Below are 14,834 nucleotides of genomic sequence, written 5' to 3'. Positions count from 1 at the left end.
TCAGCGCGCCTGTTTCTTCAAGAGAGCCGCTCCAGCACCGAGCAGCACCGGAATGCTAATCAGGAGCGGCACAAACTCCCTCCACAGGTCGGCAAAACCCAGCGCCTTGGAAAAGCTCCCACGAGCGATAGTCACGAAATAGGTGGTTGGATAGATCCGGCCGATAACGGCGCCAACGCCCTGAAGTGATGATACTGGATCGATCAGCCCGGAATACTGGATGGCAGGAATCAGGGTGACCAGCGTAGTGGCGAACATCGCCGCAATCTGGCTGCTCGTGAGCGTGGAGATCAACAGTCCCATGCCCGTCGTGGCGCTGACGTAGAGAAGCGCCGCCAGCATGAAACTGAGAAGGCTGCCAGTGAACGGAACCCGAAAGACCAAGACTGCGAAAGCAACCAATAGCAGTGCATTGAGCAGGGCAAGGCCGACATACGGAAGCTGCTTGCCAATCAGAAATTCGAACCGAGTGACTGGAGTGACGTAGAAATTGATGATCGATCCGAGCTCCTTTTCGCGCACGACGCTGAGAACGGCGAGCATGGATGGGATCATCAAGAGCAAAAGCGGGATCACCGCCGACGCCATCGCCACCAGACTTTCGACACCTGGGTTATATCGATAGCGGAGCTCAAGCCGAAAATCCCCGACCGTTGCCGCTCGGCCTAGGATCTGCCGGCCTTTCTGCATCAGCCAAGCCGCATGGATTCCCTGGACATAGCCACGCACGGTTTCGGCACGGCTCGGCATGGCACCGTCGATCCAGGCAGCGATCTCGACCTTGCGACCGTGTGCCAGATCGTGCCCAAAGCCAGGCGGGATCTCGATCGCAAGGCTGAGCTCGCCGTTGCGCATGCGGCGATCGAGGTCGTTATAGTCGGCAATGGGCCGCTTTTGCGTGAAATAGCGCGAGCCGGAAATCTGCAAGGCATAATCACGGCTGAGAGTCGTAGCGTCCCTGTCGAGGACGGCGAAGGACAGGTTGTCGACGTCCAAATTGAGGCCATAGGCCATGACAAACATCAAGATGATGCTGCCGACGGTGGCGAGCGCAGCGCGGATCGGATCACGCCGCAGCTCGAGCCCTTCGCGCATGGTGTAGGCAAGCATGCGTCGCAAATCGAAGAAGCGCTTGCCCTGCCCCGCGGAGCGTTCGGGATCGGCGGCATGCCCGGCTTCGGCCGGCTCGGGCGGCGCGGGAGTTAAGACCGCATCGTCCGAGACACCGGTCACCTCCTCCAGATAGGAAATGAAAGCGCCCTCGAGCGTCGCGGCGGAGCGGCTTTTGACAATCGCGGCGGGCGTGTCAGTAACGAGGACCTTGCCGGCATGCATCAGCGAGATGCGGTCGCAACGCTCGGCCTCGTTCATGAAATGCGTGGAGACGAAGATGGTCACGTTGTCCTTGCGCGAAAGATCGGCCAGGATTTGCCAGAAACCATCACGCGCGACGGGATCGACGCCGGACGTGGGCTCATCAAGAATCAGCATTTCGGGTGCGTGGATCATCGCCACTGCTAGCGACAGCCGCTGGCGGATGCCGAGCGGCAGCGCGTCGGGAAGCGCGTCCAGGATGCCGGCAAGATCGAAGCGCTCTGCCATCTCCTCGATGCGAGACGGAATGGCGGCGGGCGCCAGGCGAAACAAACGGGCGTGCAGATCAAGGTTCTGCCGGACCGTGAGCTCGGAATAAAGGGAAAAGGCCTGCGACATGTAGCCCACGCGGCGGCGCACGGTCATGTCGTTGGGGTCGATCTCTTGTCCGAACAGCCGAGCCTTGCCCGATGTCGCGGCCAGCAGCCCCGTCAGCATCTTCATGGTGGTGGTCTTGCCGCAGCCGTTCGAGCCGAGAAACCCGAAGATCTCGCCGCGCGTAATGCGGAAGCTCACATTGTCGACCGCGGTGAAACCTCCGAACTGCATGGTCAGGTGCTCGGCCTCGATAGCGATCTCGCTATCGCCCTCTCCCGACCGTGGCGGGATGACGACGCGCGTGTGTCCCTTTCGCCTCTCCTCCGGCAAAAGCGCAATGAAGGCATCGTCAAGTGTCGTAGCGCCGGTCTGCTTCAAAAGATACTCAGGTGCTGCCGTGGTAAGGACGCGGCCGGCATCCATCGCAACCAACCAGTCGAAACGCGCGGCTTCTTCCATATAGGCTGTCGAAACTATGACGCTCATGCCGCGGTGATCGGCGCGGATATCATCGATCAGCTCCCAAAACTGCCGCCGCGAGAGCGGGTCGACGCCTGTGGTCGGCTCGTCGAGGATCAGCAGGTCCGGATCATGAATCAGGGCGCAGCACAGCCCGAGCTTCTGTTTCATGCCGCCGGAGAGCTTGCCGGCTGGTCGGTCCACAAATGGCGCCAGGTGGGTTCTCTGCAGGAGTTCGCCGATGCGACGTTCCCGCTCGCGCTTGTCTTGCCCGAACAGCCGACCAAAGAAATCGACGTTTTCGAACACCGAAAGGGTCGGATAGAGATTCTTGCCAAGCCCCTGCGGCATGTAGGCGATCCGCGGACAGGTGTGCGTCCGGTATACGACGTCGGCCATATCGCCACCGAGCACGTCGACATGACCATCCTGGATGACCCGCGCGCCGGCAATCAGCGATAACAGGCTTGATTTGCCGACACCATCGGGCCCGACCAGGCCAACCATGCACCCGGATGGAACGTCGAGTGTGATGGCACCGAGCGCACGGGTGTTACCGTAGGACAGCCCGACCGATTCAAGTCGCACCACTGGCAGTGCCTGGTGCGCGGCGGCGACGGATGCTTCGCTCATTGCGCCAGTCCGCGCTGCAACGATGCCGGCCACGGCGCGTTGGTGTCGAGCTGGACATAGGCCATGCCCGGCAACCCCGTCTTCACATCGCGGATATATTTCTGCAGAAGCTGCGGTAGTATCTGAGCCTTGACCCGGAACATCAGCTTCTGCCGCTCTTCCTCGGTCTCCACCGTCTTCGGCGTGAACTGGGCGACATCGGCGACGAAGGTCACTTTGGCGGGAACGACATATTGTGGCGCGGCGTCGAGCACGAGACGCGCGTCAGCCCCTATAGCGATCCGGCCGGCTTCTGCCGTCGGCAGGAAGAAGGTCATGTAGACATCACCGAGATCGACGAGATTGAGAACCCGGCCACCGGCCGACAACACCTCTCCGAGCTGAGCCACGCGGTATTGTACACGGCCGTCGCGCGGAGACTTCAAGGTACTGTCGTCGATGTCGGCCGCGATGCTGTCGATGGCAGCTCGGGCGGCATCGACGGCCGCCTCCGCATCCACGACCTGCGCCTTCGCCGCATTGAGCGCGGCGTCGGACGAGGCAACTCCGGCTTGCGCCGCCGCGAGCGACGCCTTGGCAGTAAGTGCATTGGCGCGATCATTGTCGAGTGCCTGCTGGGAGACGGCGCTGGTCTTGATCAGCACCTCCGAGCGCTGCTGCTGTCTCTCGGCCTGGTCGAGCTTTGCATCCTGCTGAGCGACGACAGCGATTGCAGCCTCTCGCTCCGCGTCGCGTTGCCTGATCAGGCTTTTCGCGGTGTCGATGCTGATGATTGCACGACGTAGTTGCGCCTCCGCCTGACGGCGCTGCGCTTGCAGCTGCGATGCATCCATCCGCACCAGCTCCTGTCCGGCCGTGACGAAATCGCCTTCGTTGACCAGGATATCCTTGATCCGCCCGGGGATTTTGGTGGAGATGTCGATTTCGGTCGCCTCGATACGGCCGTTTCCGCCTGCGAATCCCGCGGGCAGACCGGGATCTTTGAGCTTTTGCCAAGCGTAATAGCCGCCGCCCGCCAATACGACGAGAAGCAGCAGCCCTGCCCAACGCTTCCCCGCCGTTGTCCTGAAAAGGCGCTTTGTCGTTTTGGCCGAGGTGACGGGACTCTGTCCCGGCACCGCGTTGTCGACATTCTCAGCCATCATTTGTCTCCGACGAGGCGGTCCGCTGCCGTATCACGCGCTCGTCGAGCCGGACGGACGCAGACTATTGAACAGTTTGAACGCTTCGCCGACCGATCGAGACCAGGATTGCTGCGCGAACTCCAACTGGCACTTCACGGCCTCGGCAGGATTTTCGCAGCCAGCGAGCCTCCTCAGATGATCGGCCTGATCCTGGAAACAGGAGGCACCAAACTCCAGTGTTTCCTTGACTGTCATGCTGAGATTTCCCGGAGTTCCTGTGAACGATTTGAGCCATTCGGGGCTTGCGAACGGAAACTGCGGCGCGGCTGCATTTTGTGTCATCGGAGATGTTCCTTTTTCGGTTGATCAAGGTCCCACTAAAGACCAGGACAATCCTAGATCCATAGGAAGAGTCATGTCTTGATTTGAGTCAACGATTGTTGACCTTTCAGTCCAGCTAGGCCGTTGCCGGCCGACAAGCATATCGATGCTGGCGTTGTGATCGACCATTGCAGGCGGCTCAGGCCATCGTGTGAAAGCCGTTGTCGGCATAGACGATTGACCCGGAAAGCGGCGCACCGGCGCCGCTGACGAGGAAAGCGGCGACGCGGCCGACTTCTTCAATCGCCACAAGCCGGTGCGCCGGCGTCCGTGCGCGGATGTCGTCGAGCAGCTCGTCGAAACGGTCAATGCCGGAAGCGGCACGGGTTTTGATCGGTCCGACAGAGATCGCATGGGTCCGGATCCGCTGTGGAGCGAGCTCCGCCGCGATGTAGCGCACGCTCGACTCGAGCGCAGCCTTGACCGGGCCCATCAGATTGTAGTTTTCCACCACACGGTCGGCGCCATAGAAGCTCACCGTCAAAAGGCAGCCGCCGTCGCTCATCAGCGGCGCGGCAAGCCTCGCCATCCGGATGAAAGAGTGACACGAAACGTCCATGGCCAGCGCAAAGCCGTCGGCCGAACAGTTGGTGAGGCTCGTATGCAGATCCTCGCGTGGCGCGAAGGCTATCGAGTGCAGCAGGAAATCGAGCCGGCCCCATCGTTTCTGGATTGTCTCGAACACGGCCTCCAATTGACCGTGGATGCGCACGTCGCATGGAACGAAGATCGGCGCGCCAAGCGATTCGGCAACAGGTCGCACAAAGGGCTCGGCCTTGCCGTTCAGATAAGTGATTGCAAGATCGGATCCCGCCTGGCGGAATGCCGCTGCGCAGCCCGCAGCGATACTGTGATCGTTGGCGATCCCGATCACGAGCCCGCGTTTACCGGCAAGATCGACAATGGCCGTCATCGCCTCATTCCTTCTCGCTTAGCACGGCAAGCGCTTCGTCCGCGATGACCTGCTCCTCGTCGGTCGAAATCACGAAGGCGGCGATGCGGCTCGCGGGAGCACTGATCCGTTCGGCATTTGCCGCATTGGCCGCCGTGTCGAGCCGAAGGCCAAGCCACGCCAGCCGCTCACAAACCGCGGCCCGTATCGGCGGCTGATGTTCGCCGATACCCGCGGTAAAGACCACGGCATCGAGCCCACCGAGGGTCGCCGCGAGCCTTGCGATTTCTCCGGCGATGCGGAAGGTAAAGAGATCAATCGCCTCTTGCGCGTCGGCGGTATCGCTTGCCAGAAGCTCGCGGATGTCGGCGCTGACGCCGGATGCCCCGAGCAGGCCGGACTGGTGATAGAGGATCTGTTCCAGTTCGTGGCGGGAACGCGCCATCGGTCCCAGTAGATGCAGGACTACGCCGGGATCCAGCGCACCGCACCGGGTCGCCATCGGGATGCCGTCCAGCGTCGAGAACCCCATACTGCTGTCGCGGCCCACCCCGCCTTCGAGCGCACAGATGCTGGCCCCGCTGCCGAGATGTGCGGCAACGACCTTGCCGGCAGCGATCTCGGGCACGCGCCGTGCCAGCTCGCCGGCGATATATTTGTAAGACAGTCCGTGAAAGCCGTAGCGCTTGAGTCCCTGATCATGCAGCGCGCGGGGAATGGCGAACCGTCGCACGACGTCGCGGTTGGTTCGGTGAAACGCTGTATCGAAGGAGGCGGTCTGGGTGAGGCTAGGTCGAAGGTGCCGGATCGCCCGGATGAGGCGTACGCTCTGCGGCTGATGCAGTGGAGCCAGGATCGTCAGCGCATCGATGGCCGCAATCGTTGCATCCTCGATGCGCACCGGACCGGCAAAGCTGTCCCCGCCATGAACGACGCGGTGGCCGACCGCAGCGACGTGGCTCATGTCAAAGTGCTTTGCCAGCCAGCCAAACGTCTCCTCCATGACCTCGTGCGGATCGTCGGACGGTCTGGCGGTCAGCTCGACGTCCAACGCGACGGGCCCTTCGGTCATGCGGAGGCTGAGCGGCGCCTTGCGATAATCGATCTCGCCTTTGGCTAGCCGCCGAGCGCCGGACGCACCGAGTTCGAAGAGGCCGAGCTTGACCGTCGACGAGCCGGCGTTGAAGGTGAGGAGCAGATCGGCACTCGTGACGGCCGCAGTGCTTTCATGTCGCGCGGCTCCGCTACCAACTTCGCCAGCGCCGCTGATGCGATGCGTGCCGTTAAAGGGTCCGCCCGGCTGGTCAGCACGATCGGAACACGCGCACCAAGCACGAGACCGGCCGCGGTCGCGCCGGCAAAGTAGATCAGCTGCTTGGCCAGCATATTGCCGGCCTCGAGATCTGGGACCAGTAAAATGTCGGCACGACCTGCGACCGGCGAGACGATGCCTTTGGTCCTCGCCGCATCGACACTGATCGCATTGTCAAAGGCAAGCGGTCCATCGACCTTGGCGCCGCTGATCTGGCCGCGCGCGGCCATGACAGTCAGCGCAGCCGCATCGAGTGTTGCCGGCATTTTTGGATTGACCGTCTCAACGGCGCCGAGCACTGCGACCAGCGGCTGTTCCACGCCCAAGACATGCAGAAGATCGATGGCATTCTGGCAGATGTCGCGCTTTTCCTCCAGCGTCGGCCGGATATTGACAGCCGCGTCGGTGACCAGCAGCGGCTTCGAATAAGCCGGCACATCCATGGCATAGACATGGCTGATCCGCCGCTCCGTCCGGAGCCCCGAACCCGGCGCCACAACTGCTCCCAGCAACTCGTCAGTGTGCAAGCTGCCTTTCACCAGGATCGAGACCTTGCCGGCAACCGCGAGTTCGACCGCCCGCGCCGCGGCCGCATGACTGTGCGGGGCGGCCTCGACCGTGACGCCGTCCAACGAGACCTGCGCTGCCTCGGCGGCGGAGCGAATCTTCGCCTCCGGTCCGATCAGCAGCGGATCGAGCAGCCCCTGCTGTCGAACCTCCATGGCAGCCAGGATGGCCTCCGGCGAGCATGGATGCACGATGGCGGCCTTGACCGCGGGCCCGCTTCTGGCTTGCTTTACGAAAGCATCGTAGCGGTCATGTCGGCGGAGTGAGACATCGGGCAATGTCGCCCGCGGCCACTCGATGGTCTGGACGGGAGCAATGACCGTTGCCGTACCCGTAAGAACCTGATCGCCCTTCGCGTTGGTACAGATCGTCTCCAGGAGCACAATGTGCTTTTCCGGCCGCTTCTCCCGGACGGTCACAGTCGCGGTAATGGTATCGCCTGGAGCAACCGGCTTGCGGAATTTGAGGTCCTGCTCGAGATAGATCGTCCCCGGACCGGGCAGCTTCGTGCCGAGCACGGCCGAGATCAGCGCACCCGTCCACATGCCGTGCGCGACGATGTGACCGAACAGATCCGTGGCGGCAAACGCCGCATCCAGATGCGCCGGGTTAGCGTCGCCCGAGACCGCGGCAAACAGGTCGATGTCGTCGCGCCCGACGATCCGCACCAACGAGGCGGTATCGCCCGGCTGCAGCTGGTCAAACGTCCGGTTCCTCAAAAAGGCCTCATCCATGTTCGTTACCGCTGGAACACGTAGGTGCCCGGCGCCTCTTCGAGTGGCGGATAACCTGCTGCGGCGGCTCCCATCGTCGGCGGCAACACGCGTGCTGCCGTAGAATGGCTGGCCAACCATTGGACCCAATCGACCCACCATGAGCCATCTTTCGGCGCGGTCGCAGCGGCCCATTCCTCGGGGCCAAGGCAGGCATCGGTCGTCCGCTTCAAGGCAATGCGAAAATGCCGCCTTCCATGGCCGGGCTCGCTGACGATGCCGGCATTATGCCCGCCGCTCGTCAGCACGAAGGTGACATCCGTGTCAGTGAGATAGTGGATCTTGTAGACCGACCGCCATGGCGCGACGTGGTCGCGTTCTGTCCCGACGACGAACATCGGTGCACGAATATTCTGGAGCGCCGCCGGGCGGCCACCGACCATGAAGCGCCCAGCTGCAAGTTCGTTGTCGAGGTACAGCCGCTGGAGATATTCCGCGTGCATCCGATAGGGCATGCGGGTCGAGTCTGCGTTCCACGCCATGAGATCGACCATCGGCGTGCGCTCGCCCATCAGATAATCATGGACGAGACGCGACCAGATGAGATCGTTGGTGCGCAGAAGCGAAAAGGCGCCCGCCATCTGGTCGGCCGACAGATACCCTCTGTTCCACATCATGCTTTCGAGAAAATGCATCTGGCTGGGGTCGATGAAGAGAGCAAGCTCCCCGGGTTCGGTGAAATCCGTCTGTGCCGCGAACAGCGTGACGGAGCCCAATCGATCGTCGGCCGCGCGCGCCATGCCGGCGGCTGCGATCGACAGCAGTGTCCCTCCAAGGCAGTAACCGGCTGCGTGGATCTTGCGGTCGGGAACGATGGCGTTGATGGCTTCCATTGCCGCCATCACCCCCGATTGCCGGTAATCGTCCAAACTCAGGTCGCGATCTTCCGCAGACGGATTGCGCCACGAGATGCAGAACACGGTGTGGCCCTGTCCGACGAGGTATCGGATCAACGAATTCTGCGGTGACAAGTCGAGGATGTAGTATTTCATGATCCAGGCCGGCACGATGAGTACCGGCTCGGCCTGCACCGTCTCGGTCGCCGGCGCATATTGAATCAGCTCGATCAGATGATTCCGGTAGACGACCTTGCCCGGCGTCACCGCGACATCCTTCCCGGCGATGAAATGCTCGGTGCCCACGGGTGGCTGCCGCGCAGCAAGCCGGGTTACGTCGTCCAGCCAATTTTGACCACCCTGCACGAAGTTCGCTCCACCGGTCTCGGTCGCCCTCGCAATGACCGCGGGATTCGTGAAGGGATTGTTGGACGGCGCGAATACATCGAGGAACTGGCGCGCCGCAAAGGAGACGACGTCCTCGTGATGGGGTGTTACGCCGGGCACTTCATGGGTGACGTTGTGCCACCACTGCTGATGAAGCAGAAATGCCTGAGCCCAGAAATTGAACGGCTGCCTTTCCCATGCCTCGTCACGAAATCGATCATCGCCAGGAAGCGGCTCGATGCAGGGAGGACGGTCTGGATAGGCACTCGCCGCAGCAAGATAAGACAAAAGCCGTCCCGTCTTGCGGAATGCCTTATCCGCAAGCTCCAGCTGTTTGCCGGGAGCCGACGCAAGGTGGATCGACCAGTCGAAGAAAGCCAGCGCAAGTGAGGCTGGCGAAAGACCCCCGCTCAACTGAGCGGCAAGCGCTTCCCGCATCCGATCGATTGATCGGAACGCTTCACTTCCGACGCTTTCGTCTTCTGGCGCCCACACCTTGGGTCGCGCCTGGGACGACTGGGGATCCGAGATCACCTTCAGCACCGAGGCAACCGGACGGTTCATCGGCACAACAGATGCCGTACCATTCATTGCAGGCTCCTTCTTGATCTTCCTGACGCATCTCTGCCTGGGGAAGCAGGGGCCGCTTTCATCATCTGCTCGACGGCATCTGCGATCAGCGTCTCGAACTCATCAGGCTTAGCCTTAAGCAAGGGAGAGACGCGCAGCACATTTCTAAGGATGCTTACGCCCGCCAAAAATGCCGCTATCAAAGTGGCATTGGCGGCTTCCGCTTGTCCTAGCCTCTCGGCAAGCGGGCTCACAAAATCCTTCAGAATGAAGTCACGGACGACCCGCGATGCTTCCGGACTTGCGAGCGAGCGAACAATAATGTCCAGCGGAGCGACATTGCCGCGGGCACGAGCGGCTTCGCGGGTAAGAAATTGCCGAGCGACGGAGCGAGCAAGGTTACGCGTGTCGCCGGCCGGAAAGTGAAGGGGCTGGATTGCCGCCTGAACGGCCTCAGTAAAGAGCTGTTTCTTCGAACCGAAGCAGCGGTGCACGTAAGATACATCTACCCCGACATCAGCGGCGATGTCTCGCAATCCCGTCTCCTCGTATGAATATCGCGAGAATCGCGTAACCGCAGCATTCAGAATGCGATCGCGAGTCGAAATTTCGAGCTTTCGAGCTACCGCCTGCCGAGACATGGATGCTCTCCAACAACTGCGATTGCGGTGTCCCGAATGTACATTCGATCGATCATTTCGGTCAACCAGTGTTGACCCACATGTAGATGACCTGGCGCACCGAACATTGACCTGGATCAACTTTCGTCACAACAGGTCATCAACATGCACCTGCTTTATTTCGGCCCGACAAGAAGAGAGCATGACGGTCGCACAAGCCACCGTCTTGTTGCACCATTGAAAGCCTGGACCGCGCCAATCCCGCAGCGAGCGCCGGCAGGCTATCGCTTTTTCTTCTCGTTCTCGCGGTTGAGGGCAGCGGTGAGCTTCAATCGTTCCTCAGCGAGAAGGCGCTCCAATGTGCTGCGTTTTTGTTCGTCCGTTTCGACCGTCAACAGCCTCTTGAAGAGCTCGATGTTGGCTTTTGCGATTTGTACGTCCATCGAAACGCTCGGCTGCCTGCGCACGAATTACGCACGTCTTTGGCGACAGGACGCCACCTTCTCACGAGCCCCGCACAGAAAGCCACCTCCGACATCAAGAGCGACCGAGACTGATCCCTCTATTTCCCGATCTCGATGCGTCACATCCCCGCTGCAGGGAAAAGCACGACCGGCCTGGCAATCCAGGCCGGTCGTGTAGCCGACCACAAACCGACCGATGGGGGCTGCCTGGGAGGAGGCACGGTCGCGGCAGACGAGGTCAGCGGTCAGCACAGTTATGCAGGTTAACCTCACGCTGCCCCTGTCAGCACGAATTATTGACTGGCAGTTTCGAGGCTTATGTTCACGCCGTATACGGTACGGTACCGTTTTGTTTTAGTCAACCGCCAAACTGGATTTGATTTCTTCAAATTTCCGAGCGCAACGTTGCTCGCTAACGGATTGACATTTGTGGCGGGGTCGGCTCTGCCGTCATCATCAGATCTCCTCCCACCTCCCTCCCAGTCCGGAACGAATTTGATACGGCATGCTTTATTTCCACACATCGATCGGGGACTTGCTGGCACGACCTTTTCAACAGGAGAACTCTGATGAAAGCACATCGTCTCGTGATCGTCGGCGGCGGCATAGCGGGTCTCGACGTTGCCAGGCATTTGGCGGGCAAGAGAACCTCGACGCATGCTCTCGAGGTCACGCTGATAGACCGCGAGCCTGCTCACGTATGGAAACCTATGCTGCACACAATCGCGGCTGGCACGCGCGAATTGTCCGAGCAACAGGCCGCCTATCTGGCCCAGGCGCACCGGAGCGGCTTTGCCTACGAACTCGGCGAGGCAACGGCGGTAGATCGAGCCTCCCGCCGGGTGCGTCTCGCGCCTCTGAAATCGAGGTCAGGAGAGGAGCTGGTGCCCCCCCGCGAGATTCCGTATGATACGCTCATCCTGAGCGTCGGTAGCCAGGCCAACGATTTCGGCACGCCTGGCGTTCTCGAGCATTGCAAGCGGTTGGATTCGCGCGGCGAAGCCGTCGCCTTTAACGAAGAGGTCCGGTTACGGGTCTTTCGCTGTCTCGCGAAGAGCAGGAAGCTGCGCATCGGGATTGTCGGCGGCGGGGCGACCGGCGTCGAACTTGCCGCCGAACTCGTCGCGCTGGCGCAGCTTGCGAGCAGTTATGGCATCAAGCGGCTTCCTGATCTGATCAGAATCGTCCTCCTGGATCGCGGCAAGCGGCTTCTGACCGCATTTCCCGAACGCATCTCCGCTGCTGCGAGGCAAAGGCTCGAGAGCCTGGGGATCGAAATACGCCTGAACGCGCATGTGGCCGGCGCTGACGAGGAAGGATTTCGATTGGAAGATGGCAGCATCGTCGAATGCGAGCTCAAGGTCTGGGCAGCGGGCGTGAAGGCCGCGGATGTCCTGAACGGCATCGATGGACTGGAAAAGACCAGCGGCGGTCAGCTCGTGGTCAGTCCGACTCTTCGAGCCACGCGCGATCGCGACATCTTTGCCCTCGGGGACTGTGCAAGCCTGACCCTGCCGGGACAAGACAGACCGCTGCCGCCGACAGCGCAAGTCGCCAGCCAACAGGCACGGTTTATGATCAGGAACCTGCCGCGAATGCTCGGTGGTGATGTCACGTCCAGCTTCAAATATCGCGACTTCGGCTCGCTGGTGTCGCTTGGCGGCTTTGATGCATTCGGGTCACTTGGCCAGTTCGGTTTCTTTGACGGGGGCTTTATCCGCGGTCGGGCCGCGCAGCTCGGCCATGCGTTGCTTTATCGCGAACATCAAGTGCGTCTCAACGGATGGCTGCGCGGCAGCCTCCTTTGGCTCGCCGACACTTTGAACCGCCAAGTCAAACCGGCGATGCGTATGGATTAGGCGAGCCTAAGCGATCTTCTGACACTCCCCGGTTTTGACCGTCGAAGCCCCCTCTCCCATCCTGGCTACCTGGCCGGCCTGCGGCGGGGGCTCTCGCTTTGAATTTTGGACCTGAGGTCCGCGAGATCGATAAACTCGTCGGCCTGCCTTCGCAATCGGTCGGAGACCATTGAAATCGTCGAAACAACGGTGACAAGGACACCGCGGCGTTGCAGAAGCTCGACCAAGGCGCGCAGATCGCCGTCACCCGAGATCAGAACGACACGATCGAGCCGCGGAGCAAGTTCGATTGCATCAATCGTGAGTTCTACTGAGATACTGGTCTTGATCGTGAGCTGGCCGGACGCATCTGCGAATCTTTTGATCGGCTTTGCAACCACCTTGAAGCCGTTATATCCCAGCCAGTCCAGGAGCGGTCGCAGCGGCACCTCTCCGTTGTCGACAGTCGAGGTATAATAGATCGCGCGCAGCAGCGAGCCCTTGGTCGCGAATTCCCCGCGAAAACGCTTGAAGTCGACATCGATGCCTAACATCTTAGTCGCGGCATGAAGGCTTGCGCCGTCAATGAGCAACACCATTCTGGCATTCATGGCAGTCATCTTTGACACACTCTTCCAGTGAGCTCAGCTTCTAGCGAACAATCTAAATCGACACGGCTTGGATTCTCACGACCCAATGGCCGGTTTCACCGGAGTCAAACGTGCCAACCGAAAAATCCGAGCCCGCCAAGAACCTGTCGGCGAAATCCGCAAGTCGCGGACCACTTCCAGGCGCGATGCATTGGGATCCTCCATTCAGTTCAGATCCGCTGGTGCTGCGTCCAACTCGGGGTGATCCAGGCGGCCGCCCGTATACTTGCAAACGAAAGATTTGCAATTCATTTGCGGTGAACGGAGCCTACGGCAGGCATGAGCCAAGCTCCCGACGAAGGATCAAAAATGCGGCTTGATAAACGATACGGTACCGTTCTATTTTGTCAACCGCATTGCTGCCCTGCAGAATCCGACGTCTGATCGTTCGTGAAAAGAAAGCCACCATCCCTGGTAAGATCATTGCCGGATGGCAGGGACGAACTCAGAAGTTGATCGAGGAGGCGCTCTGAACGGCGCATTTGCGCTGGCATGCGGTGCCGCCAGCCTTTGGGAAGGATGCAAGAAGTCGAAATGAGCAACGATTGGAATGCCTCGTTCGTCGGTGAGCTCCACGGTCGCCGCTATGGGAGCCTGCCTACTACTTGGAAAATCCAGGATCGCACTTGTCACAAAAAGGGGCTCACCCGTTATTCCCGTCAGGATCGAGAGCGCATTTATCCCGGGATCGAAGACACCAAGGCCGCCGGCGCCAAAAATCCAGGTCTGCCCGGGGTGCCACACCCTGACGTCTTCTCTCCAATCGATCTTCACTGATACGATCTGACGGCTTTGAAGGATAGCACGTAAAGTCTCGACTGCGGGAGCATAGCGAGAGCGCCACGTGGCGAATAATGAAAGCTGCCTTTCGCTCGCCATTGTCTTCAGATAGCTCACCTCGCTGATTGTGGCGCATGGTGGCTTTTCGAGCAACACGTGCTTGCCGGAGAAGAGCGCCGTCGCAGCCAGACCTCGACGGACTTGAGGCGGAGTGCACAACGAGACCGCGTCGATCTCGACGTCCGGAGCTAACAGGTCGTCCAACGTGGCGAATGACGGAATTCCCGGCAGGGATCCTTGGTGACTTGCCACCGCACCTATATTGATTTCGGGCGTTGCGCCAATTGCAGCCAAGTGCTGATCGAGAGCTATCTTGCCAAGGCCGACGACTGCAATCCGGATCATGATGGACGACGTAGTGGCCGATCCCGCAGGCTGTGCCTTGTGGGGTGGAAATGACAAAGGCCTTTGGAAAATGATTTCGCGCGAAGCAGTCGTGCGCGACATTGTGGCCGGCATCGAGCGGCGCGCGGACATGGTGGTCGTGCCCAAGCGAAATACCATCATCGCAAAAGCGCCCGGACTCTTCCGGCGCTTTATCGAGCGCGCCGGGTTCCGTGGCAAAAACATCCAGCAAGCCATCGAGCTGGCATCGTCCACCGGATGGAACTTGCCCGCAAAAGGCGTTGGGTGTCATTCCGGCAATTTTGACGTAACGATTACTATGCGCAGCAGCGTTGGATGAATCGGCGATGACGTTAAGGCTTGGCAACGATCGTTTGCTTTCCTGCGGCTGCGACTTGGTACCAACCACGCGTTCGAGGGTCGTACCCCCCGGCCATTTGCAGGTTTGGCT

13 protein-coding genes are annotated in these 14,834 nt (G+C 60.6%); 2 read left to right on the top strand and 11 right to left on the bottom strand.

The features are described 5' to 3' along the window. The 9 genes from rbbA to AC1RQP_RS39505 form a co-directional block, all read right to left on the bottom strand. Nucleotides 1-2,784, bottom strand: a complete 2,784-nt coding sequence (rbbA, locus tag AC1RQP_RS39545) for a ribosome-associated ATPase/putative transporter RbbA (protein ID WP_492943088.1) — start codon at nucleotides 2,782-2,784, stop codon at nucleotides 1-3. After that, on the bottom strand, nucleotides 2,781-3,926 hold the full coding sequence (locus AC1RQP_RS39540) for an HlyD family secretion protein (RefSeq protein WP_492943086.1): 1,146 nt from the start codon (nucleotides 3,924-3,926) through the stop codon (nucleotides 2,781-2,783). Before AC1RQP_RS39540 ends, rbbA begins: the two co-directional genes overlap by 4 nt. 33 nt (nucleotides 3,927-3,959) lie before the next feature. Continuing rightward, nucleotides 3,960-4,250 carry a phasin family protein gene (locus AC1RQP_RS39535; protein WP_492943084.1) on the bottom strand — a complete coding sequence of 97 codons (291 nt, stop codon included), beginning with the start codon at nucleotides 4,248-4,250 and terminating at the stop codon, nucleotides 3,960-3,962. Between the two features lie 178 nt (nucleotides 4,251-4,428). Then, nucleotides 4,429-5,202, bottom strand: coding sequence for an enoyl-ACP reductase FabI (gene fabI / locus AC1RQP_RS39530; protein WP_492943082.1), 774 nt, complete (start codon nucleotides 5,200-5,202; stop codon nucleotides 4,429-4,431). 4 nt (nucleotides 5,203-5,206) lie between these two features. Further along, nucleotides 5,207-6,379, bottom strand: a complete 1,173-nt coding sequence (locus AC1RQP_RS39525) for an acetate/propionate family kinase (RefSeq protein ID WP_492943135.1) — start codon at nucleotides 6,377-6,379, stop codon at nucleotides 5,207-5,209. Then, nucleotides 6,298-7,794, bottom strand: coding sequence for a bifunctional enoyl-CoA hydratase/phosphate acetyltransferase (locus AC1RQP_RS39520; protein ID WP_492943080.1), 1,497 nt, complete (start codon nucleotides 7,792-7,794; stop codon nucleotides 6,298-6,300). Before AC1RQP_RS39520 ends, AC1RQP_RS39525 begins: the two co-directional genes overlap by 82 nt. Before the next feature lie 5 nt (nucleotides 7,795-7,799). Beyond that, nucleotides 7,800-9,647: a PHA/PHB synthase family protein gene (locus AC1RQP_RS39515; RefSeq protein ID WP_492943078.1), complete on the bottom strand. Its 1,848-nt coding sequence runs from the start codon at nucleotides 9,645-9,647 to the stop codon at nucleotides 7,800-7,802. Then, a complete protein-coding gene (locus tag AC1RQP_RS39510; protein ID WP_492943076.1) occupies nucleotides 9,644-10,267 on the bottom strand; it encodes a TetR/AcrR family transcriptional regulator in 624 nt (207 codons plus the stop codon). The genes AC1RQP_RS39515 and AC1RQP_RS39510 overlap by 4 nt, the downstream gene beginning before the upstream one ends. Nucleotides 10,268-10,527: 260 nt before the next feature. Then, the gene (locus AC1RQP_RS39505) at nucleotides 10,528-10,689 is read right to left on the bottom strand and encodes a hypothetical protein (RefSeq protein ID WP_492943074.1); all 162 of its coding nucleotides are present in this window, start codon (nucleotides 10,687-10,689) and stop codon (nucleotides 10,528-10,530) included. 590 nt (nucleotides 10,690-11,279) lie between these two features. Here AC1RQP_RS39505 and AC1RQP_RS39500 point away from each other — a divergent pair. After that, nucleotides 11,280-12,569, top strand: coding sequence for an NAD(P)/FAD-dependent oxidoreductase (locus AC1RQP_RS39500; RefSeq protein WP_492943073.1), 1,290 nt, complete (start codon nucleotides 11,280-11,282; stop codon nucleotides 12,567-12,569). 65 nt (nucleotides 12,570-12,634) lie between these two features. On the opposite strand, the gene AC1RQP_RS39495 is transcribed toward AC1RQP_RS39500, so the two are convergent. After that, the gene (locus tag AC1RQP_RS39495; protein WP_492943071.1) at nucleotides 12,635-13,168 is read right to left on the bottom strand and encodes a LabA-like NYN domain-containing protein; all 534 of its coding nucleotides are present in this window, start codon (nucleotides 13,166-13,168) and stop codon (nucleotides 12,635-12,637) included. A gap of 450 nt (nucleotides 13,169-13,618) precedes the next feature. Continuing rightward, complete coding sequence (locus AC1RQP_RS39490; protein WP_492943069.1) at nucleotides 13,619-14,383, bottom strand: Gfo/Idh/MocA family protein; 765 nt, start codon at nucleotides 14,381-14,383, stop codon at nucleotides 13,619-13,621. Here AC1RQP_RS39490 and AC1RQP_RS39485 point away from each other — a divergent pair. After that, nucleotides 14,382-14,723: a hypothetical protein gene (locus AC1RQP_RS39485; protein ID WP_492943067.1), complete on the top strand. Its 342-nt coding sequence runs from the start codon at nucleotides 14,382-14,384 to the stop codon at nucleotides 14,721-14,723. The genes AC1RQP_RS39490 and AC1RQP_RS39485 overlap by 2 nt on opposite strands. Nucleotides 14,724-14,834 lie beyond the last annotated feature (111 nt).

It is taken from the genome of Bradyrhizobium sp. GW821-FHT13H06, from assembly GCF_058803975.1.
This window is presented reverse-complemented; position numbering and strand designations above follow the sequence as displayed.